General features: G+C 71.4%; 21 protein-coding genes. 10 read left to right on the forward strand and 11 right to left on the reverse strand.

Annotated elements, in window-relative coordinates; all coding sequences use genetic code 11:
- Nucleotides 1-926 precede the first annotated feature (926 nt).
- The gene (locus tag AB0C33_RS03875; RefSeq protein WP_358283342.1) at nucleotides 927-2,045 is read right to left on the reverse strand and encodes a zinc-binding dehydrogenase; all 1,119 of its coding nucleotides are present in this window, start codon (nucleotides 2,043-2,045) and stop codon (nucleotides 927-929) included.
- Nucleotides 2,038-2,988, reverse strand: coding sequence for a Gfo/Idh/MocA family oxidoreductase (locus AB0C33_RS03880; protein WP_358283344.1), 951 nt, complete (start codon nucleotides 2,986-2,988; stop codon nucleotides 2,038-2,040). The genes AB0C33_RS03875 and AB0C33_RS03880 overlap by 8 nt, the downstream gene beginning before the upstream one ends.
- A gap of 98 nt (nucleotides 2,989-3,086) precedes the next feature.
- Between AB0C33_RS03880 and AB0C33_RS03885 the strand changes: the two genes are divergently transcribed.
- From AB0C33_RS03885 to AB0C33_RS03895, 3 genes are read left to right on the forward strand one after another with little or no spacing between them, the layout of a single operon-like run.
- A complete protein-coding gene (locus tag AB0C33_RS03885; protein ID WP_358283346.1) occupies nucleotides 3,087-4,061 on the forward strand; it encodes a glucosyl-3-phosphoglycerate synthase in 975 nt (324 codons plus the stop codon).
- Nucleotides 4,058-5,176 (forward strand): glycosyltransferase, encoded by a 1,119-nt coding sequence (locus AB0C33_RS03890; protein WP_358283348.1) that lies wholly within the window; start codon nucleotides 4,058-4,060, stop codon nucleotides 5,174-5,176. Before AB0C33_RS03885 ends, AB0C33_RS03890 begins: the two co-directional genes overlap by 4 nt.
- Before the next feature lie 12 nt (nucleotides 5,177-5,188).
- Nucleotides 5,189-5,797, forward strand: coding sequence for a response regulator transcription factor (locus tag AB0C33_RS03895; RefSeq protein WP_358283350.1), 609 nt, complete (start codon nucleotides 5,189-5,191; stop codon nucleotides 5,795-5,797).
- Here AB0C33_RS03895 and AB0C33_RS03900 read toward each other — a convergent pair.
- Both AB0C33_RS03900 and AB0C33_RS03905 read right to left on the reverse strand, forming a co-directional pair.
- Complete coding sequence (locus AB0C33_RS03900; RefSeq protein WP_358283352.1) at nucleotides 5,738-7,840, reverse strand: histidine kinase; 2,103 nt, start codon at nucleotides 7,838-7,840, stop codon at nucleotides 5,738-5,740. The two genes, AB0C33_RS03895 and AB0C33_RS03900, sit on opposite strands and share 60 nt — an antisense overlap.
- Nucleotides 7,841-7,850: 10 nt before the next feature.
- Nucleotides 7,851-8,645 (reverse strand): universal stress protein, encoded by a 795-nt coding sequence (locus AB0C33_RS03905; protein WP_352349903.1) that lies wholly within the window; start codon nucleotides 8,643-8,645, stop codon nucleotides 7,851-7,853.
- A gap of 79 nt (nucleotides 8,646-8,724) precedes the next feature.
- Between AB0C33_RS03905 and AB0C33_RS03910 the strand changes: the two genes are divergently transcribed.
- Nucleotides 8,725-9,027, forward strand: a complete 303-nt coding sequence (locus tag AB0C33_RS03910; RefSeq protein ID WP_358283354.1) for a hypothetical protein — start codon at nucleotides 8,725-8,727, stop codon at nucleotides 9,025-9,027.
- Between the two features lie 86 nt (nucleotides 9,028-9,113).
- Entirely contained in the window at nucleotides 9,114-9,662 is a 549-nt protein-coding gene (locus AB0C33_RS03915) for a phosphatase PAP2 family protein (RefSeq protein WP_358283356.1), read from the forward strand.
- On the opposite strand, the gene pip is transcribed toward AB0C33_RS03915, so the two are convergent.
- Nucleotides 9,628-10,587 (reverse strand): prolyl aminopeptidase, encoded by a 960-nt coding sequence (gene pip, locus AB0C33_RS03920; RefSeq protein WP_358283358.1) that lies wholly within the window; start codon nucleotides 10,585-10,587, stop codon nucleotides 9,628-9,630. The genes AB0C33_RS03915 and pip overlap by 35 nt on opposite strands.
- Before the next feature lie 66 nt (nucleotides 10,588-10,653).
- Here pip and AB0C33_RS03925 point away from each other — a divergent pair, with 66 nt between their 5' ends.
- Complete coding sequence (locus AB0C33_RS03925; protein ID WP_358283360.1) at nucleotides 10,654-11,571, forward strand: threonine/serine dehydratase; 918 nt, start codon at nucleotides 10,654-10,656, stop codon at nucleotides 11,569-11,571.
- Here AB0C33_RS03925 and AB0C33_RS03930 read toward each other — a convergent pair.
- From AB0C33_RS03930 to AB0C33_RS03950, 5 genes are all read right to left on the reverse strand, one after another.
- The gene (locus AB0C33_RS03930; protein WP_358283362.1) at nucleotides 11,562-12,140 is read right to left on the reverse strand and encodes a hypothetical protein; all 579 of its coding nucleotides are present in this window, start codon (nucleotides 12,138-12,140) and stop codon (nucleotides 11,562-11,564) included. The two genes, AB0C33_RS03925 and AB0C33_RS03930, sit on opposite strands and share 10 nt — an antisense overlap.
- Nucleotides 12,141-12,207: 67 nt before the next feature.
- Nucleotides 12,208-12,627 (reverse strand): large conductance mechanosensitive channel protein MscL, encoded by a 420-nt coding sequence (gene mscL / locus AB0C33_RS03935; protein ID WP_358283364.1) that lies wholly within the window; start codon nucleotides 12,625-12,627, stop codon nucleotides 12,208-12,210.
- Nucleotides 12,628-12,707: 80 nt separating this feature from the next.
- Nucleotides 12,708-12,923 (reverse strand): DUF397 domain-containing protein, encoded by a 216-nt coding sequence (locus AB0C33_RS03940; RefSeq protein ID WP_358283366.1) that lies wholly within the window; start codon nucleotides 12,921-12,923, stop codon nucleotides 12,708-12,710.
- 161 nt (nucleotides 12,924-13,084) lie between these two features.
- On the reverse strand, nucleotides 13,085-13,288 hold the full coding sequence (locus tag AB0C33_RS03945; protein ID WP_352349919.1) for a DUF397 domain-containing protein: 204 nt from the start codon (nucleotides 13,286-13,288) through the stop codon (nucleotides 13,085-13,087).
- Nucleotides 13,289-13,509: 221 nt separating this feature from the next.
- Nucleotides 13,510-14,358 (reverse strand): helix-turn-helix transcriptional regulator, encoded by an 849-nt coding sequence (locus AB0C33_RS03950; protein WP_358283368.1) that lies wholly within the window; start codon nucleotides 14,356-14,358, stop codon nucleotides 13,510-13,512.
- A 606-nt stretch (nucleotides 14,359-14,964) separates the two neighbouring features.
- Between AB0C33_RS03950 and glgX the strand changes: the two genes are divergently transcribed.
- From glgX to AB0C33_RS03970, 4 genes are all read left to right on the forward strand, one after another.
- Nucleotides 14,965-17,058 carry a glycogen debranching protein GlgX gene (gene glgX / locus AB0C33_RS03955; RefSeq protein ID WP_352349923.1) on the forward strand — a complete coding sequence of 698 codons (2,094 nt, stop codon included), beginning with the start codon at nucleotides 14,965-14,967 and terminating at the stop codon, nucleotides 17,056-17,058.
- On the forward strand, nucleotides 17,051-19,201 hold the full coding sequence (gene treY, locus AB0C33_RS03960) for a malto-oligosyltrehalose synthase (RefSeq protein ID WP_358283370.1): 2,151 nt from the start codon (nucleotides 17,051-17,053) through the stop codon (nucleotides 19,199-19,201). Before glgX ends, treY begins: the two co-directional genes overlap by 8 nt.
- Nucleotides 19,191-20,903 (forward strand): malto-oligosyltrehalose trehalohydrolase, encoded by a 1,713-nt coding sequence (gene treZ, locus AB0C33_RS03965; protein WP_358283372.1) that lies wholly within the window; start codon nucleotides 19,191-19,193, stop codon nucleotides 20,901-20,903. Before treY ends, treZ begins: the two co-directional genes overlap by 11 nt.
- A gap of 203 nt (nucleotides 20,904-21,106) precedes the next feature.
- Nucleotides 21,107-22,099, forward strand: a complete 993-nt coding sequence (locus tag AB0C33_RS03970) for a hypothetical protein (protein WP_358283374.1) — start codon at nucleotides 21,107-21,109, stop codon at nucleotides 22,097-22,099.
- Between the two features lie 116 nt (nucleotides 22,100-22,215).
- Here the strand turns inward: AB0C33_RS03970 and AB0C33_RS03975 are convergent, their stop codons facing one another.
- Nucleotides 22,216-23,817, reverse strand: coding sequence for an FAD-dependent monooxygenase (locus AB0C33_RS03975; RefSeq protein ID WP_358283376.1), 1,602 nt, complete (start codon nucleotides 23,815-23,817; stop codon nucleotides 22,216-22,218).
- Nucleotides 23,818-24,133 lie beyond the last annotated feature (316 nt).

Consider the following 24,133-nt stretch of genomic DNA (forward strand, 5'->3'; position numbering starts at 1 on the left):
GCGCCCGCGCGCCGTCCGGCTCGGCGACCTCCGGCATCGTGCAGCCGCCCGTGCACGCGCTGGCCGCCTGGAAGGTGCACCAGGCCGAGCCCGACCCGGCGTTCCTGGCCAGGATCTATCCCAAGCTCGTCGCCCAGCAGGAGTTCCTGCGCGCCTCCCGCCGCTCGCCCGAGGGCCTGATCTCGATCGTCCACCCGTGGGAGTCGGGCATGGACAACAGCCCGGCCTGGGACCTTCCGCTGCGGGCGGTCGAGACCGGCGCGACGGGCTTCGTCCGCCGGGACCTCAACACCGTCAGCGCCGACGAGCGCCCCACCGACCGCGACTACGAGCGGTACGTCGCCCTGGCCGGCGCCTACCGCGACAGCGGCTACCGGCGGGCCGGCTCGTTCGAGATCGAGGACCCGCTGTTCAACGCCGCGTACGGCGTGGCCGAGTCGGCGCTCGCCGAGATCGCGCAGGTGTGCGGCCACGATCCCGGCCCCCACCGGCGTGAGGCCGCCGCCGTCACCGCCGCCATGGTCGACCACCTCTACCAGGACGGCCACTTCCGCCCCCGCGACCTGCGCACCGGCCGGCTGATCCGCTCGGGCAGCGCCGCCGGCCTGGTGCCGCTCATGCTCCCGGGGCTGCCGCCGGAGATCGCCGAGGCGCTGATCGGCACGGCCCTGGACAAGTTCTCACTCAAGGACGGCGTGCTGCCCAGCCACGCCCCGGCCACGGCCGAGTTCGACCCGGCCCGCTACTGGCGCGGGCCGAGCTGGATCAACCTGACCTGGCTGGTCTGGCAGGGGCTGCGGGACCGCCGTCCCGACCTGGCCGACCTGCTCGCCGAGGGCATGATCCACGCCGTCGCCCACTCCGGCTTCCGCGAGTACTTCAACCCGTTCACGCTGCGCGGCCACGGGTGCCGGGACTTCAGCTGGTCAGCGGCCCTCATCCTCGACGTCGTGGCTGAGCACGGCCTGGACGGCCTGCCGCCGTCGGGCCGCGAGATCGGTCAGAAGTTCGGGAGCCTCCCCGAAGCCGACGACGTCGGTGACCAGGTGCTCGCGTAGCAGCCTCCCGCGCTCCCTGAGCAGGCCGATCGTCTCGTGCGACAGGCGTTCCCGGTCCCAGGCGTGCGCGAGGCCGCGCGGCACCCGGCCGATCTGGGCGCAGCGCAGCGCCAGCCCGTTGTGGTGGAACTCCTCGCCGAGCCGCACCTCGTCGGCGCCCTGGGTGTAGAACGCGAGGTCGATCAGCGTGCCCTGCGGGCGCAGCAGCCGCAGCCCCAGGGCCAGCGCCCGCGGTTGACCGCGGCACTGGAAGACCAGGTCCGCGCCGCGGTCGCCCGGGGCGTGCCGCCAGCGGCGCTTCAGCGTCACCGCCGGGTCGTCGTCGGGGGCGGCCAGGACCTGCGCGCCGATCGCCTCGGCCACCGCGAGCCTGGCCCTGGTCTCGTCCACGACCACCACCTCGGCGGCCCCGCAGGACAGGGCGAAGGACGCGGTCAGCAGCCCCACCACGCCCGCCCCGACCACCGCGACGCGGCGGCCGCGCACGCCGTCGCCCAGGTGCTGGACGGCCGGGCCGTGCAGGTCGGCGGCCGCGTGCAGCAGGCCGTTGGCGCAGATCGGGCCCATGTGGGCGACGTAGATGCCGAGCAGCGGGTCGAGGTCGCCGGGCAGCACGACGAACCGGTCGGCCATCGGGTCGGCCACGTACGCCGTGCGGTGGCCGTAGGCCATGGCGACCCGCGCGCCCTCGGCCACGGCCCGCGTACGGGTCTCGGCGACCACGCCCACCTGCATGTAGCCGATGCCGCGCACCGGGTACGCCACCGACGGCGTGCCCGGCAGGAACAGCCCGAGCGCCGGATCCCAGGCCGAGGTGAGGTAGGGGTTGGCGCCCTTGAGATAGGTCAGCTCGGTGCCCGCCGAGACGCCGCTGTGCGTGGTGGCGACCATGAACCCGCCGTCGGGCAGGCCGGCCAGCTTCTCCTCGACCAGGCGCACCTCGCCGGGCGCCTCGATGCTCAGGATCGTGCTCGTCGCCTCAGTCATCCAGCATCACCGGCCTCCGTTCCGCCGCGGAGCGCGCCAGCGCGACGGCCAGGCGGTGGGTTCGCAGGGCTTCGCCGTACGGCGCGCGCACGTCGGCGTCCTTCCCGCGCACCGCGTCGATGAACGCGCGGTCCACGAGGGTCTTGGCGTGCCCGCCGTCCTCGACGGCCTCCTCGCCGTCCACGAGCAGCCGGGTCTCGCTGAGCTCCAGCGCGATGCCGTCGGCGCACACCTCCAGCCCCACCCGGTGCTTGTGGCGCAGCAGGCAGGAGGTGGCCAGCAGGCCGGTCGCGCCGCCCGCGAAGCTCATGACGGCCGACGTGGCCCGGTCGATCTCGCCGTCCACCGCGTTCCCGGCCGGTACGGCGTGCACCATCGACACCTCGCCCACCAGCAGCCTGGCCAGGTCCAGGACGTGGACCGCCTGCTCCAGGATCTGGCCGCCCGACATGCTCGCCTTCAGCCACCAGCCGACCGGCGGGACCTTGTCCAGCCAGTGCCCGAGCGCGAGCTGCACGGGACGGCCGTCGAGCCGCTCCCGGGCCCGGTCGACGATGTCGAGGTAGCGCCAGTGGTGGCCGACGGCGGACGGCAGCCCGCGCCGGTCGATTTCGGCTGCGATGTTTTCTGCGGTTTTGAGGTCGAGAGAAAGGGGTTTTTCCACAAAAATCGGGAGATTGCACGACAAGACGTCGTATTCAGGGTTACCGTGCGCGAAAGGAGGCACACAGACGTAGACAGCGTCGAGACCGCCGGCCTCCAGCAGACCGGCATGGTCGCCGTAGGCGGGGGCGCCGTGCGCGGAGGCCAACGCCTCAGCCTTGTGGAGATCGGTGTCGGCCACCCCGGCAATCGTCACATCGGGGAAGCCGGACAGGACATCTGCGTGGCGAGCGGCGACATTTCCGGCACCAATGATGCCGACACGGGTAATTGGGGACACAACCCGACATATGCCACGTCTAGGGGTTAACAAACAAGGATGTTCGAAGGCGCATAGATCGGGCAGGGGTCGTGCCCCTATGAGATGGGGCTGACTGCATGGAGACAGATGTGCGAGCCTTTGCCAGGGCCCAGGAGTGGTGCGGCCCGCATTCCAGTACGGCCGCGGAATGGCCGGTGGATGCCTTAATCGAGGCCAAGGGCAACACAACGGTGAGCGTCGTCCTGCCGGCGCGCGACGAAGAGCGCACGGTCGGGGACATCGTCACCGTGATCAGACGTGAACTGGTGGAGCAGGCGCCACTCGTCGACGAGATCCTCGTCGTCGACTCCAACTCCACCGACGCGACGGCGGAACGGGCGCGCGCGGCGGGCGCGCGCGTCGTGGCGCAGAACGAGGTGCTGCCCCACCTGCCGCGCCTGTCGGGCAAGGGGGAGGCGCTGTGGAAGGGCCTGGCCGCCTCCCACGGCGACATCGTCGCCTTCGTCGACTCGGACCTGCTCAACTTCGGCGCGCACTTCGTGTCGGGGCTGGTCGGTCCGCTGCTGGTGAACCCGGGCACCCATTTCGTCAAGGCCACGTACGAACGGCCCTTCACGGGCGAGGACGGCGTGCCCCGGCGCGGCGCGGGCGGCCGGGTCACCGAGCTGGTGGCCAGGCCCCTGCTCAACCTGTTCTGGCCGGAGCTGGCGGGCTTTCGCCAACCCCTCGGCGGCGAGTACGCCGCCCGGCGCGACGTGCTGGAACAGGTGCCCTTCGTCACCGAGTACGGCGTGGAGTTCGGCCTCCTCGTCGACCTCCTCCAACTGGTGGGACTCGACGCCATGGCCCAGGTGGACCTGGGCTCCCGCGCGCACGGCCACCAGTCCGTGCACGCTCTCGGCCGGATGGCCGGGCAGATCATGCTCACCGCGTGGTCCCGGCTGGAACGCCAGGGCCGCGTGGTGTCCTCGGTACCCCCGGCTCACACGCTGCTGCAGTTCGGTCTCGACGGGCGGGCCGGCCTGGTGGACGTGGGAGTGGCGGAACGGCCGCCGCTCGCCTCGCTCATGCTGGAGGAGGACGTCGCGTGAAGGTGTTGATCAACGCGGGACCGTGGCTGGCGGTCCCGCCGCCCGGCTACGGCGGCATCGAGAACGTGGTCGCCACCCTGGTCCCCGCGCTGCGCGAACGCGGCGTCGAGGTCGTGCTGGCCTCCGTGGCGTCGAGCACGCTGGAGGCCGACGAGCTGATCGCCGTCTACGACGAGGGCCAGTTCGCGGAGTTGCAGAAGCCGTACAACCAGGTCATGGGGATCGCGCACGCGCACCAGGCGCGGGTGGCCGCCGAGCTGCGCGGCCGCGACGACATCGACCTCGTGCACGACCACGTGGAGGTCGTCGGGCCGGCGGTGCTGGCCGCGCTGGGCGGGCCGCCGGTCCTCCACACCCTCCACTGGGACCTGCGCAAACACCCGGCGTTCTACGGCGCCTTCCCGCGCTCGATCGCGGTCAACGGGGTGTCGGACTCGCAGCTCGCCCGCGCCCCGGAGGCTCTGCGCGCGGCCTCGCTGGGCGCCGTCCACCTGGCCACGCCGCTGGCCGGCCAGGACGTCCGCGCCGAGCGCGGCGAGCACCTGGTGATCATGGGACGGATCTGCGGGCTCAAGGGCCAGCACGTGGCCGCCCGGATCTGCCAGAAGCTCGGCCTGCCGCTGGTCGTGGCCGGCCCGGTCTGCGGCCGGGACAGCCAGGCCGAGCTGGACGTCGTCCTGCAGGACCCCTACCACCCGCTGCACAGCCACCCCGACGTGCGCTACCACCTCGACCAGGTGTCCCGCTATCTCGACGGCGACCTGGTCAGGTGGGTCGGCGCGGTCGGCGGCCAGGAAAGGGACGAGCTGTACGCCTCGGCCCGCGCCGCGCTCTTCCCCATCCAGTGGGACGAGCCGGGCGGCACGGCGGTCGTCGAGGCCCTGGCACTTGGGGTGCCGCCGGTGGGCCTGCGCCGCGGCTGCCTGCCCGAGATCATCGATCACGGCCGCACCGGCTTCCTCGCCGACACCGAGGAGGAGCTGGCCGAGTACGTCCAGCGGGTGGACGAGATCGATCCGGAGGAGTGCCGCCGCGAGGCCCGGCGCCGCTTCTCGCCCGGCGTGATGGCCGACCGCTACCTGGACCTGTACGACCGGGTGCTGCGCGCCGACTGATAGACATGTCCGATGATTCGCGTACTTCTGGCCGAGGACCAGGCCGTGATCAGGCACGCGCTCGCGACCCTGCTCGGCCTGGAGGCCGACTTCGAGATCGTGGCCGCGGTCGAGTCCGGTGACGCGGCCCTGGCGTCGGCCGCCGCGCACCGGCCGGACGTGGCCGTGCTGGACATCGACATGCCCGGCACCCTCGACGGGCTGGCCGCCGCGGCGGAGATCCGGGCCAGGGTGCCCTCGTGCCGCACGCTCATGCTCACCGCCTACGGCAAACCCGGCCATCTCAAGCGGGCCCTGACCGCCCAGGTGGACGGCTTCCTGCTGAAGACCGCGCCGCCGGAGGACCTGGTCGCGGCGATCAGGGAGGTCACCCGGGGCGGCCGGGTGCTCGACCCGTCGCTCGCGGTCACCGCCTGGGACCTGGCCGACAACCCGCTCACGCCGCGCGAGGCCGACGTGCTGCGGCTGGTGGCGGGCGGCGCCGAGGCCCCCGACATCGCCCGGCGGCTGCACCTGACCGCCGGGACCGTGCGCAACTACCTGACGGCCATCGTGGCCAAGCTAAACGCGCGCAACCGCACCGACGCCGTGCGCATCGCCACCGAGGCCGGCTGGATCTAGCGGGGCCCGCGCGTCGAGCCGGAACCAGCCGTCGGCGGCGGAGGTCGTGAGCCGGCCGCCCAGCGTGACCAGGCGGGTGGTGAGGTTGCCCAGCCCGGACGAGCCGCGACGGGGGGCCGCCGTCCCCGCGCCGTCGTTGCGGACGAGCAGCCCGACCTCGTCGCCGGCCACGGAGGTGGAGATCACGCAGGCGCGCGCGGCGCTGTGGCGCAGGACGTTCGTCACGGCCTCGCGCAACACGGTGCTGAGCACGGTCTCGACCTCGGCCGGCAGCTCGGGGTGCGCGAGCCGCAGGGTGACCTCGACCCCGGCCGCCGCCAGCACCTTCCCTGCCGACTCGGCCTCGGCGGCGAAGGACAGCTCGCGCTGCTCGCCGGTGACCGAGCGCAGGTCGTGCCGGGCGTGCTCGGCCATGGCGACGACGTTCTCCAGCTCCCGGACGGGGTCGGGCAGGCGGCGGGCCAGCTCGCAGGTGAGCAGGATGGCGGCCAGGCTGTGGCCGAGCAGGTCGTGCAGGTCGCGGGCGGCTCGCAGGCGCTCCTCGACGACGGCCGAACGGGCCAGGCTCTCCCTGGCCGCGTGCAGCTCCTTGGCGAGCTGGGCCAGGCGCAGCAGGCTGTAGACCACCAGGCCGGTGGTGAGCGTGCTCACCGTGATGTTGACGCGGCCGGGCAGCTCGTACAGGGAGGCGATCGTCCAGACCGCGGCCAGGATCGCGGCCGTCAGGGGCCAGGCCGTCCGCGGGCGGAAGGCGAGCAGCACCGGACCGGCGAGGAAGCCCGCCGTCCCCAGCCAGATCGGCCCGAACACCGGGATCGGGGCGAAGGTGAGCGCCGCCATCACCCCCAGCGCCACCATGTGGCGGCCGGCGACCGAGCGCAGCTGCATGACGACGATCACGGCCAGCGCCGCGACCGCCGGGGCCAGCAGCCCGGCCGGGATCTGCAGCAGCGCCTTGACGCTGAACCCCACCAGCACGGCGGCCAGCAGGACCACCGAGACGTCGGGCGGCTCGCGCCGGGCCGCCGCGGGCGGGCGGGTGGCGGGCAGCGCGGCCTCCACCGTGTACCGGCCCCGGCTGGACAGGCCGCGGGTGAGCGTGCCGCCCGCCGCCGCCACCTGGCGGGTGAGCCCCGCCGGGCCGGCGAGCCCGCCGGCGTCGTCGTCCTCGGCCGTGCGGCGGCCGTCGTCGGCCACGCGCAGGCGCACCTGGGCTCGTTCCGGCTCCTCCCAGGTCTCGATCACGCACACCGTGGCGGTGCCGCGGCGGGCGACGTCCGTGACCGCCTCGCGCAGCACCGAGGCGAGCAGCGCGCCCGCCGGGCCCAGCGGCTCGGTGTGGGCGGCGCGCACCTCCACGCCGACGCCGGCCGCCTCCAGCAGGGCGCGGGCGGTGGTCAGCTCGGGGGCCAGGGACATCGCGCGGTAGCCGGCCGCCGCGGCGCGCGCGTCCGCCAGCGACAGCCGTGCCGTCGCGACCACCTCGCCGAGCGTCCCGGCCGCGTCCCGCGGGGCGGCCAGCGCCCGCCGCGCGCCCGCGCCGATCGTGGCCAGGCCGCGGCCGAGGCCGTCGCTCAGCTCCGCGGCGATGCGCAGCCGCTCCTCGGCCACCGCCGCCGCGGCCAGCGCGGGACGGGTGGCCTCCATCTCGGTCACCCGCTCGACCAGCCGGATCAGGCCGAACACGACCAGCGACACCAGCACCGTGGTGATCGCGAGGTCCGTCGTGGAGACCGCGTCGCCGGCATTGCGCCAGTGGTGGATCACGACGCCGCTGAAGGCCACCGCGGGCGCCAGCGCCCACCAGCGCGTCACCAGCAGCGACCCGGCGAGGAAGCCCAGGATCGCGACGGACGCGCCCTGCCCCAGCGTCACCGCGTAGACCAGCACACCCTGGACGGCGAGCAGCCACCCCTTCCTGGCCCGCAGCGTGAAGGCGCACTGCACGGCCAGCACCGGCAGCGCCCCCCAGGCGCCGGCCACCACGTAGACGCCGGCCAGCGAGGCCAGCACCACGACGACGATCAATCGGGCGACACGCACGCCCAGAAGCTTAGGAGAACCCCCGCGGCAGCACGGTGACCGGGCAGGACGACGACCGCAGCACCTTCATCGCCAGCTCGCCCAGGAACACCCGGTGGGGCTGGGCGTCCTCGCCGGCGGCGCAGACCAGCAGCTCGCCGGGCAGCCACTCGACGTCCTTGAGCGCGGCCTGCACGTCGTGGCCCTCGGCCACCTCCGACTCGGCCTCGATGCCGGTGCTCTCCCAGGCCAGCCGTACGGCCAGGGCGAGGTCGTCGCGCAGCTTGCCCTGGTTCTCGGTGCGCAGGTCGAGGGTGATCAGCCGGAGCGGCACGTCGAGCCGCAGCGCCGCCTGGGCCACCCGCTCGACCGCCGCGTCGCACTGCGGCCGGTGGACGTAGGCCAGGGTGAGCCGGGCGGGCTCGTCGGGCGGCACGTAGCCCGAGGGCGCCAGCATCACCGCCTCCGGCGACAGGTGCAGCAGGTGGTCGGCGGTGCTGCCGACGGCGATGCGGCCGTACTGGCCGCCGCTCGCCGAGCCGACCACGATCAGGTCGGCCCTGATCCTGCTGGCCAGCACCGACAGCCCGCGGCCGGTGCCCCGGCTCTCGAACGCCATGTACTCGGCCGGGACGACGCCCAGCTCCTCACCCGCGTGCGCCAGGTTGGCCTGGGCCTCGACGGCCAGCCCCGGGCTGCCCGGGGGATAGATCGACGCCACCGTGAGCTCGCCCCCGGTCAGCCGGGTGATGGCGGCCCCGAGCGCGAGGGCGTCCCGCCCACCGGGGTCGTTGCTGTAGCCGACGATCACGTGCTCTCCGATCACGTTTGCCTCCTTACCCGCTCTGAACTGGGAATACGCGGTCTTTGTCGATGCGTTTGCAACGATTGGAGGCGTAAAAACAGTGAAGATCACCCTTGACACCCGTTTCAACGGGTCCCTCGGCCCGGTCACCCTTCGTGAAGCGGTTCAGCACCTCAAGGCGCACGACCTGACGTGCACCGTCCCCGCCGGCGTCGTCGAGCAGAAGGTCACCGTCTTCTCCGACTGCGTGGAGCGCGGCTTCACCCCGCTGCGCAGCGAGATCATGGCCGCGTACTACATGGCCGAGCGGGACGCCACCGCCGAGGCGTTCGACCGCGGGCTCATCACCGAAGGCGAGCTGGAGCAGAGGCGCGCCCTCCTCGTGCGCCAGTATCTTGGGTAAGGACCGGAATCGCCCTTTCGGTCGAAGCATTTGACGATCAAAGTTCATAAGGTCGTGTCCACTACCCGTTCACGGATTGGACACCTGTGTACCGCGACATCGTCGACTTCGCTCTGACCACGCCCGGGTGGCTGCACGCCCTCGCCGAGTTCGGCACGGACGCCGGCCTGTTCATCTTCGCGGCGCTGTTCCTCGTGTGCTGGTGGCGGGCCCGCCAGGCCCCCGCCCGCGACCTCGCGCTCGCCATCGCCGGTCCGGCCGGGGTGGTGGGCGCGTACATCGTGAGCGAGGGCGTGAAGCTGCTGGTCCGGGAGGACCGGCCGTGCCGCGGCGGCATCGCCACGATCGCGGCCTGCCCGCCCTCCACGGACTGGTCCTTCCCCAGCAACCACACCGTCATCGCCGCCGGGGCAGCGGGCACGCTCATCCTGGTCTGGCGCGCCCTGGCCTGGGTGGTGCTGCCGCTGGCCGCCCTGATGGGCTTCTCCCGGGTGTTCGTCGGCGTGCACTACCCGCACGACGTGGCCGGCGGCTTCCTGCTCGGCCTGGTGCTCGCGCCGCTGTTCGCGCTGCTGCTGGTCGGCGCGGTCACCCCCGCGGTCAGGCTCGCGCGAAGCCGTCTGTCGCCGCGATGAGCCGGTCGACGATGCCGGGCTCGGTCGCCGCGTGCCCGGCGTCGTGCACCACCTGGAAGTCGGCCTCGGGCCAGGCCTTGTGCAGGTCCCAGGCGGTGGCCATGGGCGTGCAGGCGTCGTAGCGGCCCTGGATGATCACGGCCGGGATGTGCCGGACGCGGTCGACGTCCCTGATGAGCTGCTCGGGCTCGAACCAGCCGCCGTGGTGGAAGTAGTGGTTCTCGATCCTGGCGAACGACACCGCCATCTTGTCCTCGCCGAACTCCGCCACCAGGCTCGGGTCGGGCAGCAGCGTGATCGTGGCGCCCTCCCACTGCGACCACGCCTTGGCCGCCGCGAGCCGGACCGCGTCGTCGTCGCCTTCGAGCCGGGCGCGGTAGGCGGCCATGAGGTCGCCGCGCTCCTCGACGGGGATCGGCGCCAGGTACGACTCCCACAGGTCGGGGAACAGGTAGCTCGCGCCCTCCTGGTAGAACCAGCGCAGCTCGTGCGGGCGCAGCGTGAAGATGCCGCGCAGCACCAGCTCGGTCGTACGGTCGGGGTGCGTCTGGGCGTAGGCCAGCGACAGCGCGCTGCCCCACGACCCGCCGAACACCTGCCACCGCTCGATGCCCAGGTGCTCGCGCAGCCGTTCCATGTCGGCCACCAGGTTCCAGGTGGTGTTGGCGGCCAGCGACGTGCCCGGCGTGCTGGCGTGCGGCAGGCTGCGCCCGCAGTTGCGCTGGTCGAACAGGACGATGCGGTACAGCTCGGGGTTCCACTGCCGGCGGTGGTTGGCGCTGCACCCGGCGCCCGGCCCGCCGTGCAGCATGACGGCCGGCTTTCCGTCGGGGTTGCCGCAGACCTCCCAGTAGATCTGGTTGCCGTCACCCACGTCGAGCAGGCCGGACTCGTAGGGTTCGATGGGCGGGTACAGAGTTCTCATGTCTCGCGATCCTGCCATGGAGCAGGAGCCGGCCGAATTGTGCCGGTCCGCGCCTAGAGTGACCGTATGGACCTGGTGACGATCGACGACATCCGCGCGGCGGCCGGGCGGATCAACGGAACCGCGGTGCGCACGCCGCTCCTGAGGATGGGCGAGGCGTGGCTGAAGCCCGAGAGCCTGCAGCCGGTCGGGTCGTTCAAGATCCGCGGCGCCTACAACGCGCTGGCCTCGCTGCGTCCGGCCGGCGTCGTCACGCACTCCTCGGGCAACCATGGCCAGGCGCTGGCGTTCGCGGCGGCGCAGTTCGGCGTGCCGTGCGTGGTCGTCGTGCCCGAGGGCACCCCTGCGGTCAAGGCGGCGGCGATCGAGGGGTGGGGCGCCGAGCTGGTGGTCGTGCCGCCCGACCAGCGCGAGGTGACGGCCGAGCGGCTGGCCGGCGAGCGCGGCCTGACGCTGGTGCCGCCCTACGACCACCGCGCGATCATCGCCGGGCAGGGCACGATCGGGCTGGAGATCGTCGAGGACCTGCCGGACGTCGAGGTGGTGCTCGTGCCGGTCAGCGGCGGCGGGCTGGCCGCCGGCGTGGCGGCGGCGGTCAAGGCGCTGCGGCCCGACGTCCGCGTGTACGGCGTGGAGCCCGAGCTGGCCGCCGACGCCGCCGAGAGCCTGGCGGCCGGGCACGTGGTCGCCTGGGAGACCACCCGCACGTTCCGGACCATCGCCGACGGGCTGCGCGTGAACCAGGTGTCCGAGCTGACCTTCGCCCACCTGCGCGAGCACCTCGAAGGCATCGTCACCGTCTCGGAGGACGAGCTGCGGGCGGCCATGCGGCACATCGCGCGCACCGCCCGGCTGGTGGCCGAGCCCAGCGGCGCGGCGACCACGGCCGCCCTGCTGTCGGGCCGCGTCCCCGCCGGGCGCACGGTGGCCGTGCTGTCCGGGGGGAACGTCGATCCGGAGCTGTTCGCCCAGGTCTACGCCTGAGCCCAGGTGTGGCGGGTGAGGAAGCCGCGCTCGCCGGTGGCGTACTCGTGGAAGGCCTGCTGCACCTCGGCCAGCTCGGGCACCACGGCACGGACCATCGCGCCCTCCTTGTACTCCAGCTCGTAGCCGGGGGAGACCTGGAGGAAGTGCCGGCCGAAGTTCACCAGGGCGACGAACGGGTTCTGCGGCGACAGGGTGGCCAGGACGTCCTGGACCAGCCCGAGGTCGGGGTCGTGCACGACCATCCCGTCGCCGGTGTGCAGCTGCATGCCCTCGTACACGCCGAGCGGGGCCACGTTGTGCACCAGGTCGCGCTGGGGGTCGTAGCAGACCAGGCCGTGCGCGCGGGCGGTGGTGAACACCTGGGCCGAGCTCTCGTCCATCGTGTCCAGGTCCATCGTCACCAGGACGTGCCCGGGGTACAGGGCGACCTGCCCGGGCAGCTCCTTGGCGACGTCGGGCACGTCCCCCTCGACGGGGTCGCTCCGCTTCACCGCCAGATACGTGGTCCGGGCCTGATCCCTGCTGATCGGCACGGGCTCGTCCCAGACCATCAACTCAACGCTCATCGGTCCATCTTGCCGAACGTCCACCGTGCCGGCGCGCCACTGGGGTCAAGAGTCCGTGATGTACGGTTCAGCGCGGTTTCTCGGACTGGGGCACCAGCTCCACCGTGCAATGGGCGCACCGGCTGGCCTCGGCCGGGATGTCGGACAGGCACTCGGGGCACTCCTTGGTCGTCGCTGCCTTGTCGCGGTCGAGCAGGTGGATCAGCCGCGTCATCGGGGCCACGACCAGCCAGTAGACGACCGCCGCGATGACCAGGAAGGTCAGCAGGTGGTTGAGGAAGTCGCCGTACTTGAACTGGCTGCCGTTGATCGTGAAGGAGTATTCGGCGAAGTTCGGCTGCCGGCCGCCGGTCACCGCGCCGATGAGCGGGGTGATGAGATCGGTGACCAGTGCCTGGACGAGCCCGCTGAAGGTCGCCCCGACGATGACGGCGACGGCCAGCTCGACGATGTTGCCTCGGAGTAAGAACTTCTTGAAACCGCCCATGGAGTCGGCATATTGCCGGGGGCCGCGGCCTGAAACCCCGATGGCCCCCGACAGAGCCCGATGGAGAACGTCGTGGCCGGTCAGACCTGGGGCGCGAGCCGTTCGAGATCGAAGTGGCCGCGCCGCACGCCGTCGAGGAACGCGGCCCACTCGTCGGTGGTGAACGACAGGACGGCACCGCTGGCGTCCTGACTTCCCCGCACCCAGACCCGGTCGGCGAGCATGGTGACCTCGACGCAGTCGCCATTGTTGCACCGTTGCCAGCGTGCCTGGTCAAGGGCAGGTGGGCGTTTCATCCATTACCTCCTGAAGGCGGCTGTAGAGGTATTGAGCCGAAGGTGATTTTACCTTGACAGCAGAGGATGACCAGGCGACAAAAGGGGCAGTGCAACCGTCAGCGCCGGACAAAAAAGGCGGGCGTCCGTGAGGACGTCCGCCGGAAAAAAGCGTCGCGCGCTCAGCCGGACTGACGTATTCCATGCAGGAACGCGTCCCATTCCCGGGCGCTGAACGTGAGAACAGGGCCGGCCGGGTTCTTGTTGTCCCGCACGCCGATCTCGCCGGCGGACAGCAACGCGACCTCGACGCATTCTCCGTTGTTGCAGCGCGACGCGGCCCGCCACCGCGGACCCGCCTGGACGTCAGGGTGGTGGGACGTCATTGTCTCCCCCTCGTGCATCGACAATGGGCGCGGCGGCGGTCGGACCTCGCCGGGCGCGCTGGAACGGTGTTGGTCGGACACCGGCGATCTCACGTGGAGAGCGAAAGTGTCCCAATGGATGAACAGTAGCACCTGGCACTTGCCGCGGAAGCGAGGTCCCGATGTGTCGGCGGCATCATGCCAGGTGGCCAGAAAAAAAGAGATGATCTCGTGACGAAGTGCTAAGCGAAGTTTGCGGCCATCTCGGTAATTCGCCGCTTCGATTCCTGGATGCCCAGGGCCTCGGCCCGCAGATGGTCGATGATCTCACGAAACCGCCGGACCACCTTATCGGCCTCCAGGTAGAAAAGGCCCATTTGATGTTCCACGAAAATGGTGTCGGCGATGCCGGAGTCATGGTCGAACTCCATGAGCCGGAAGGTGCTGTCGAAACCCACGTGCGCCCCCGCCGTGAACGGGATCACCTGGATGGTGACGTGCGGCAGCTCGCTCAGCTCGATGAGCCGGTCGAGCTGTTCACGCATGGTCTGCCGGCTGCTCACGTGCCGGTAGAGCACCGACTCGTCCAGCAGGACCCAGTAGCGCAGGGTGTCGGGCCGGTGCAGCCACTCCTGGCGTTTCATCCGCACCCTGACCCGGTCGTCGAGCACGTCGGGCGCGATGCGGGGCAGCCAGCCGCGGATCACGGCGCGGGCGTAGTCCTCGGTCTGGAGCAGGCCGGGCACGGTGGTGATCTCGTACTCGGTGATGGCGCTGGCCTCCGCCTCCAGGCCGAGCATCTGCCGCAGCTCGCGGTTGTCGTAGAACTGCCACCACTCCTTCTGCCTGGCGTCCTTGGCCAGCGTCATGAGCTGGGCGGACTCGGCGGGGGAGACCTCGTACAGGCGGCACAGGTCGCGCACGTCGCGCAGGCTGACGCCGCGCTGGGCGGTCTCGATCCGGCTGATCTTGGCCGGGGAGCACAGGAGGAGCTGGGCGACCTCGGCGATGCTGAGGTTCTTCTCGTTGCGCAGCTCGCGTAAGCGCATCGCCAGTTGCCGCTGCCGGAGCGTCGGGTTGGGGATGGTCATCGCCGCACACTCCCTTCCCGCGCGGTGGCCGGTTGCCCCGGAGCGTACCCCCGGGTTCGGTTTCGAAGGCATGTGCGGTAGGTAATCGTCACCGGCACGTTCCTATGGCAAGTGCCAATTCGGGGTGGGTTTCCGGTGTCGGAGGGTAAAAGTCAGCCAAGCCGTAAGAGAGGGGGATGCCCTGGGGCTGATTTGATCAAACCACCAGAGATCGAAATGCCGCGTTCATTCCCTGACGTGATGGCTCACCAGAGGCCGTCCGTCACATAAGGCTGGGCCGACGGGGGCTCGTCGGCCCGGCTGCGACGATCGTTCGCTCCTGCCAGAGCGAGGATCGACCGTCCTGATCGCGGGGGATCGGGGACGCAGCGTCGCGTCGCCCGATCGCGGGTGCGGATCCGGTGCGCGGGGGCCGCGCACCGGATCCGTGAACCTCGCCGCACCCCCCACCGGGCCGAACACGTGAGCCGCCTTCGACACCGCGCCGTCGGAGGCGGCTCACTCGATTTTTCGGAGTATTCCGGACGGACGCGTGGGAAGGAACAGGGTGGCCTTGTCCGGCGGAGCGGGGGAACGGAACATGGGAGAGACCGCAAGGGAGCCTCGATGATCGAGATCTGGCCTGGAGACCCCTATCCTCTCGGGGCGACGTACGACGGCGCGGGCACGAACTTCTCGCTCTACACCGAGGTCGCCCAGGCGGTGGAGCTGTGCCTGTTCGACGAGGACAACGTCGAGTCGCGGGTGCCGCTCACGGAGGTCGACGGGTTCATCTGGCACGGCTACCTGCCGGGCATCGGCCCCGGCCAGCGTTACGGCTACCGCGTGCACGGGCCGTACGAGCCGGCGCGCGGCCTGCGCTGCAACCCCAACAAGCTGCTGCTCGACCCGTACGCGATGGCGATCGAGGGCGGCGTCGACTGGCACGAGGCGGTCTACGGCTACCGGTTCGGCCAGCCGGACACGCGCAACGACGCCGACTCGTCCCCGTACGTGCCGCGGTCCATCGTGATCAACCCGTTCTTCGGCTGGGGGCACGACCGGCCGCCGGCGACGCCGTACCACGACACGGTGATCTACGAGGCCCACGTGCGCGGGCTGACGATAAGCCATCCCAAGATCCCCAAGCACCTGCGCGGCACGTACGCGGCGCTCGGCCACCCAGAGATCCTCGACCACCTCACCAAGCTCGGCGTGACGGCGCTGGAGCTGATGCCGGTGCACCAGTTCGTCACCGACCACATCCTGGAGCAGCGCGGCCTGTCCAACTACTGGGGCTACAACTCCATCGGCTTCTTCGCCCCGCACAACCGCTACTCCAGCACCGGGCAGCGCGGCGGGCAGGTGCTGGAGTTCAAGGCGATGGTGCGCAGCCTGCACGAGGCGGGCATCGAGGTCATCCTCGACGTCGTCTACAACCACACCGCCGAGGGCAACCACCTGGGGCCGACGCTGGGGTTCAGGGGCATCGACAACAGCAACTACTACCGCCTGGTCGAGAACGACAAGCGCTACTACGTCGACACCACCGGCACGGGCAACAGCTTGCTCATGCGCTCCCCGCACGTCCTCCAGATGATCATGGACTCGCTCCGCTACTGGGTCATCGAGATGCACGTCGACGGGTTCCGCTTCGACCTCGCCTCCACCCTCGCCCGCGAGCTGCACGAGGTCGACCGGCTGAGCGCGTTCTTCGACCTGGTGCAGCAGGACCCGGTGTTGTCGCAGGTCAAGCTCATCGCCGAGCCCTGGGACGTCGGCCCCGGCGGCTACCAGGTCGGCAACTTCCCCTCGCGCTGGACCGAGTGGAACGGCCGCTACCGCGACACGATCCGCGACCTGTGGCGCGGGCAGGCCGCCACGCTGCCCGAGTTCGGCTCCCGCCTCACCGGGTCCAGCGACCTGTACAAGGACGACAGCCGCCGCCCGGCCGCCTCCATCAACTTCGTGACCTGCCACGACGGCTTCACCCTGCAGGATCTCGTCGCGTACAACGACAAGCACAACGAGGCGAACAAAGAGGGCAACCGCGACGGCACCGACGACAACCGGTCGTGGAACTGCGGCGAGGAGGGCCCGGCGAGCCTGGCCATCGAGTCGCTGCGCGAGCAGCAGAAACGCAACTTCCTCACCACGTTGTTCCTGTCGCAGGGCGTGCCGATGCTCTCGCACGGCGACGAGCTGGGCCGCACCCAGAAGGGCAACAACAACGGCTACTGCCAGGACAACGAGCTGACCTGGGTCGACTGGTCCGACATCAGGGAGAACTGGCTGCTTCTGGAGTTCACCCAGGAGCTCGCGGCGCTGCGGAAGAAGCATCCGGTCTTCCGGCGCAGGAGGTTCTTCTACGGCAGGCCGGTCCGCGGGCTGAGCGACATCGCCTGGCTCACCCCGTCCGGGGAGGAGATGACCGACAGCGACTGGAACGTCGGCTACGCCAAGTCGCTGGCCGTCTTCCTCAACGGCGACGCCATCACCGAGCCCGACCGGCGCGGCCGCCCGATCCGGGACGACTCCTTCCTGCTGCTGTTCAACGCCCACCACGACACGATCAAGTTCACGATCCCCCAGGACTACGGCGAGATGTGGCACACCGAGATCGACACCGCGATGCCCATCAGGCTCGACGTGCGGATGGTGCGCGCGGGCGAGGCGATCGAGGTCCCCGGACGCAGCGTGCGGGTGCTGCGCCGTGTCTAGGCCGGCCTCGACGTACCGGGTGCAGCTCACCCCCGACTTCGGTTTCGCGCAGGTCGCCGAGATCGCCGGCTACCTGCGCGACCTCGGCGTCAGCCACGTCTACCTGTCGCCGGTGCTGCAGGCCACGCCCGGGTCGCGGCACGGCTACGACGTCGTCGACCACTCCAGGATCAGGGAGGAGTTCGGCGGGGCCACCGGCTTCCGCGAGATGGCCCAGGAACTGGCCGCGCACGACCTGGGCATCGTCATCGACATCGTGCCCAACCACATGAACACGATGAACGCCCAGTTCTGGTCGGTGCTCAAGGACGGGCCCGCCTCGCCGTACGCGAACTGGTTCGACATCGAGTGGGTGGAGGGGAAGGTGGCGCTGCCGGTGCTCGGCGACGACACCGAGCCCGTGGTCGACGGCGACGTCCTGCGCTACCACGAGCACGCCTTCCCCCACCCGGGCCACTACCGGCTGGTCGACTGGCGGGAGGGCCCCGGCTACCGGCGCTTCTTCGACGTCTCCTCGCTGATCGGGCTGCGCGTGGAGGACCCGGCGGTGTTCTTCGCCACGCACGAGGTGATCTTCTGGCTGCTCGACGAGGGCCTGGTCGACGGGTTGCGCATCGACCATCCCGACGGCCTGGCCGACCCCCGCGGCTACCTCGACCGGCTGCGCGAGCGGACCGGCGGCCCCTGGACGGTCGTGGAGAAGATCCTCATCGGCCCCGAGCGGCTGCAGCCCGACTGGGCCTGCGACGGCACCACCGGCTACGAGGTGCTCAACCGGGTCAACGGCCTGTTCGTCGACCCCTCGGGCAAGGAGCCGCTGGTCCGGCTGTTCAGCGAGCTGACCGGGCAGCCCGACGACTACCGTCCGGTGATGACGCAGGCCAAGCGCGAGGTGCTCGACCTGTTCTTCGGGGCGGAGATCGACCGGCTGGCCAGGGTCACCGGCTGCGCACCCGCCGCGGTGTCGGAGCTGCTGGCCGCGATGCCGCTCTACCGGGCGTACCTGGTGCCGGGGGAGGAGCCGCCGCCCGAGTCGGTGGAGATCGTCGAGCTGGCCGCCGCCGAGTGCTCGCCCGCCGTGCGGCCGCTCGTCCGGGAGGTCCTGTACGGCTCGCCGGAGGCGATCGTGCGCTTCCAGCAGACGTGCGGCCCTGTCATGGCCAAGGGCGTGGAGGACACCGCGCTGTACCGGTGGTTCCCGCTGTCGTGCCTCAACGAGGTGGGCGGCGAGCCGGACGTGTTCGGCGTGTCGGTCGAGGAGTTCCACGACTTCTGCGGGGAGATGTCCCCGTACACGATGACGACCCTGTCCACCCACGACACCAAGCGGTCGGAGGACGTGCGGGCCCGGTTGTCGGTGTTGTCGGAGATGCCGCGGGAGTGGGCGTCCGTGGTGTCGGAGTGGTCGCGGGAGCTCTCCTTCGACCCCCATCTCGACTACCTGGCCTGGCAGAACCTCATGGCCGCCTGGCCGATCTCCGCGGAACGCTTCACCGACTACCTGCTCAAGGCGGCTCGGGAGGCCAAGACCGCGATCTCGTGGGTGCGTCCCGACGCCGGCTACGAGCGGCGGCTGCGGGAGTTCGCGCAGGCCGCCGTGCGGCTGCCGGTGGAGGAGTTCACCGAGCGCATAGAGCCGTTCGCGATGTCGAATTCGCTCGGGGCCAAGCTGGTGCAGCTCATGATGCCCGGGGTGCCCGATGTGTACCAGGGCAACGAGACCACCGACTTCTCGCTGGTCGATCCGGACAACCGGCGGCCCGTGACGTACCCGCGCAAGCCCGAGAGCTCCTGGGACGCCGCCAAGCTCCTGGTCACGACGCAGGCATTGCGGCTGCGCAGGCGGCTCGGGGGCGCGGCGCCGTACCTGCCGCTGCGGGCGGAGGGGGAGGCGGCCGAGCACGCGATCGCCTTCGCCCGGGGCGAAGGCCCGCGGGCGGTGGCGGTCGCCACCAGGCTGCCGGTACGCCTCGCGCGCCGCTCCGCGGTCGCCGGCCACTCGGTGTGGGGCGACACCACCTTGACGCTGCCCGGCGGATCCTGGCGCGACCTGCTCACCGGCGAGCCGCACTCGGGGACGGTTCCGCTGGCCCGGCTGCTCGATCAGTACCCCGTCTCACTGCTGGAGCGACATGATCTTTGAGGTCTGGGCACCGAAGGCCACGGCTGTCGAGGTCGACGTTCTGGACGGACGCCGGCCGATGTCCCAGGGGGAGAGAGGCTGGTGGTGGGCCGAGGTCGCCGAGGCCGGCCACGGCACCAGGTACGCCTTCGTCCTCGACGGTGGCGGGCCCTACCCCGACCCGCGCTCCCGGCGGCAGCCCGAGGGGGTGTTCGGGCCGAGCGCGGTCTACGAGCACGACCGCTTCACCTGGTCCGACCACGACTGGAAGGGCCGCGACCTGCGCGGTTCGGTGATCTACGAGCTGCACGTCGGCACGTTCACCGGCGAGGGGACGTTCGCCGCTGCGATCGAGCGGCTGGAGCACCTGGTCGAGCTCTGCGTGGACTTCGTGGAGATCATGCCGGTCGCCCCCGTCCCCGGCGGACGCAACTGGGGGTACGACGGCGTCGACCTCTACGCGGTCAACGAGACGTACGGCGGGCCCGACGGGCTGAAGTCGTTCGTGGACGCGTGCCACCGGGCCGGGATCGGCGTCATCCTGGACGTGGTCTACAACCACCTGGGGCCGTCGGGCAACTTCCTCCACCCCTTTGGTCCGTATTTTTCCGGCTTTGCTGGTAGCTATTGGGGTGAAGCGGTCAACCTGGACGGGCCGGGGTCCGACGAGGTCCGCCGGTACTTCGTCGGCAACGCCGTCCAGTGGCTGCGCGACTACCACATCGACGGGCTGCGGCTGGACGCCGTCCACGCGCTGCACGACAGGCGCGCCCGCCACCTGCTGGCCGAGCTGGCGGAGGAGGTCGACGCGCTGGCCTGCTCGCTCGGCCGGCCGCTGTCGCTGATCGCCGAGTCCGACCTCAACGACCCGCGCATGGTACGCCCGCTGGAGGCCGGCGGCCTCGGGATGACCGCGCAGTGGAACGACGACGTCCACCACGCCCTGCACACCGCCGTGAGCGGCGAGAGCCACGGCTACTACGAGGACTTCGCCGATCCGTCGGCGCTGGCCCGGGTGCTGACCCGGGGCGTGCTGCACGACGGCGGCTACTCCAGCTTCCGCGACCGGGCGCACGGGCAGCCCTTCACCGGCGTGCCCGGCCACCGGCTGGTCGCCTGCCTGCAGAACCACGACCAGATCGGCAACCGGCCCGGCGGCGACCGCCTGCCCGTGTCCGCACTCAGGCTCGGGGCCGGTCTGCTGCTGACCTCGCCGTTCACGCCGATGTTGTTCATGGGGGAGGAGTGGGGGGCCGGCACGCCGTTCCTGTTCTTCTCCGACCATGTGGAGCCCGAGCTGCGGGAGAGCGAGGGGACGCGGCGCGAGCGCGAGTTCGACGGCTTCGGGTACGCCTGGGACGCGCCGAACCCGTCCGACGAGGAGGCGTTCCTCCGTTCCAAGCTGGACTGGAGCGAGCTGAAGGAGGAGGAGAACTGGTCCCTGCTGTGCTGGTACCGGGACCTCATCGCGCTGCGCAAGGCGCTGCCCGAGCTGTCGGATCCGCGGCTGGACCGGGTGCGGGTGGAGGCCGATCCGGAGGGCAGGTGGCTGGTCATGTGGCGCGGGACGGTGTGCGTCAGCGTCAACTTCTCCCCGGAGACGCTGACGTTGCCGCCGGCGGGCGCCACCCTCCTCCTGGCCTCGGACGACCCGGTCGCCGCCGGCCCCGACGGCCTCCGCCTCCCCGGCCAAACCCTCGCCATCACCCGCACCACCCCCTGACCGGAACGCTCTCCGCCTCCTGGTCAGACCTTCGCCATCACCCGCACCATCCCCGGAATGTCCGGCCTCCGCCTCCCCGGTGGTTGTCCACAGGGTGGGGGCCGGTCGGCGGGTTCGTCCCCAGAACCGGGTTCGGCCGCACCACGGCCGGCCCGGTTCCGGATCCTGGGTGCCTCACCACGTTTTCGAAGGCGAGGCACCTCATGAAGATCGTTCTGCCGCTCCCCGCCATGCTGACCTCACTGTTCGTCGTAGCCGTGGAGCACCTGCCGTTCGACGTCGACACCTTCGTGCCCTGGCGCGTCCCCGCGCCGTACCGGAAGGCGGCCCGTGACGCGCTCGACACCCCGCCGTCCCTGACCGTCACCCATGTCCCCGCCCCCTGGCGACCGGCCGGCCTCACCCTCACGGGCGACGAACGACGGCGGATTCGTCGGGCCGGGCAACACGTGCTGGTGTCCACCACCGCGCCTCCACGCCGCCTGCCCGGCAACGCCCAGACAGCCAGAGCCGTCGCCCGCGCCCTCGCCCGCCAGTGCGACGGCCTGCTGATCGACCCGTCCACCGCCTCGGCCGTGCCCGCCTGCCCGAGGTCGCCGGGCGAGCCGGAAGACTTCCGCCTCGGCGACGACTGGCTCACCTGGGAGGTGCAGATGCGCGACGACGCCACCTGCCCCCCATGGGACCCGTCCGAGACGGCCGCCTGCGACTGCCTGCGCGTCACCTCGCGCGGCCTGCGCCGCTTCGCGCTCCCGGAGATCACCCTCGACGGCGCCGCCTGCGCCCACAGCCTCTGCGCGACCGCCCTCCTCCGATCGGTGGCCCATCGCCTGGTCGCCGACCAGCTCGCCCACCTGCGGGTGCACCCGCAGGCCAACTGCCACGAGATCGACGACCTCCTGCGGATCCAGCCGTCCGGCGCCCTCAGGGGCGTCCCGCCCTTCGGCGTGCGGCTGACCCCGTGCGACGCCGACCTCGCCGACCTCGGCGTCCTCGCCGACCTCGGCGAGCCGGGTAGCTCGGGCGCCATCCGCCGCCTGAAGGTGGGCCCCGCCCCCGGCAGCGGCCGGCTCACCTGTCTCAAGGTGGGGCCGCCGTCCGGCTTCACCGGCTCGGTCAACGACTGGCTGTGCGCCGCCGCCAGCCTCGACCTGACCTCCGCCGACCACCCCGCACGCCCGGCCCTGGCCGCCTGACCCCCGCCCCCGCGAGACGGCCAGACCCATGGAGCACGTACGTGCCTCCCCGCCCATGCACACGTTTCACGACCCCGGCGAAGGCCATCGGGCCCGGTCCGGCGAAAGGCAGGTGGTCAGCGGTGCAGGATCCGGGTGAGGGCCTGGTCGAGCGTGGACATGGGGTCCGACGTGGGGCGAGGGGCGCGCCAGGCCACGTACCCGTCGGGCCGCACCAGGACAGCGCCGCCTTCCCGCACCCCGTACCGCTCCCGCCAGCGGCCCTCCACGTCCACCAGCTCGTCGTCCACCAGGATGCGGGTGAGCTGCACGCCCAGGCGCTCCTTGACCACGCGGCCGGCGTCCATCCAGACCTGGCCGCCGCACTTGTCGGCCAGCAGGACGAAACCGGAGCCGAACAGGTCGATGGTCGAGATGCGCTGCCCCTCCCAGTCGAGCACGACGTGCGGGGCGCGGCTGCCGGGCCGGCCGCTCGGGACGCGCGGGTCCTCCAGGAGCGAGCCGTCGTCGCCGGGCTCCTCCAGGACGGCGGCGGAGTGGTACCGGTAGCCGAGCATCGCCTGCAGGAAGTCCTCCAGGGGCTCGGGGTAGTCGGAGCGCTCGTCCACGGGCATCCGCACGCTGAGGTTGGCGAGCTGGGCGTCGGCGGTCAGGGCGCCGATCGGGCGGCGTTCGGCGTCGTAGGTGTCCAGGAAGCCGGGGCCGGCCTGCCCGCTGAGCACCAGCCAGAGGCGCCAGGCGATGTCGCAGCCGTCCTGGAGGGCGGTGCTGCCGCCCTGGCCGCCGGTGGGCGGCATGGTGTGGGCGGCGTCGCCGGCGAAGAAGACGCGTCCGGCGCGGAAGGTGTCGGCCACGACGTGCGCCAGGCTGAACGTCGCCGTGTCCAGCACCTGCACGTCCAGGTCCGGGATGCCGGTTCCGGCGCGGATGAGCTCGACACAGCGTTCCTCGGTGAGGGCGTCCGCGCCGCCGTCCGGGGAGGGGGTCTGGTTGATGCCGAGCACGTGCGCGCCGACGCCCGTGCCGGTCACGATGACGCCGGTGAACGCGTCGTTGTGGAGGTACCAGACGATGACCTCGCGCTCGTTCACCAGACCGGTCAGATCGGCGTCGAACATGATCGAGCGCATCTGCACCAGGTCGCCCCTCCCGGAGGTGGGCACGGCCAGCCGCTCGCGCAGGGAGCTTCGGTGGCCGTCGGCCGCCACCACGTAGTCGGCCCGTACGACGCTCTCCTCGCCGTCGGCGGCGCGGATCACGGCGGTGACGCCGTCGTCGTCCTGGTCGAGGGAGATCAGTTCGGTGGAGAAGCGCAGGTCGGCGCCGAGCTCGTCGGCGTAGGCGCGCAGCACCCGCTCGACCTCCGACTGGGGGGCGCCCACGCGGGGCACGGGGGTGAGGTCGGCCAGGGCGTCGAACTCGCCCGTGTCCTCGAAGATCATCTGCGGATCGGGGTCGGCCAGCGTCTTGGCGATCGCGATGCGCATGGAGTCGCCGATGCCGATCCAGATGTCGGCGAACGTCTGCTCGATCCCCGGCAGCGGCCGCAGCAGCTCGACGGCTCGCGGTCCCATGCCGAACGCCTTGGGCTGGATGGACGTGCTCGGGTGCCGCTCGACCAGAATGACGGGCACCTCGCGCCACGCCAGCAGCGCGGCAGCGCTCAGGCCCGCGTACCCGCCGCCGACCACCAGCACGGGCACTCGCTCTTGTCTCATTGCCTCCACCTCCGGGCACGAGTAGTATCGCGTTCTCCGATCAAGCGACACGATATGTCGCGTTTACGGAGACGGTCAAGACATATCGCGAATCCCAACATTCATCGGAGCTCTGCGCTCCCCGAAAGGAGCGTGCCGCCGTCTGAGCGCGAGGCCAAACGGCCGCTGCCCGCCCCGCTCGCAAGCCGCGCAACGCCGACATCACCAGAAGGTCGAGCAGTGGCGCTTGGATCCAACCTTCGGCGCCCCGCATCCGCTACGGGATTACTCGCCATGCTGTGCTACGAGAGCTCCGGGCTACGTGTCCGCTACGGGG

Origin of the sequence: Nonomuraea sp. NPDC048881, assembly GCF_040649795.1 — a bacterium.
Taxonomy (GTDB): Bacteria; Actinomycetota; Actinomycetes; order Streptosporangiales; family Streptosporangiaceae; genus Nonomuraea.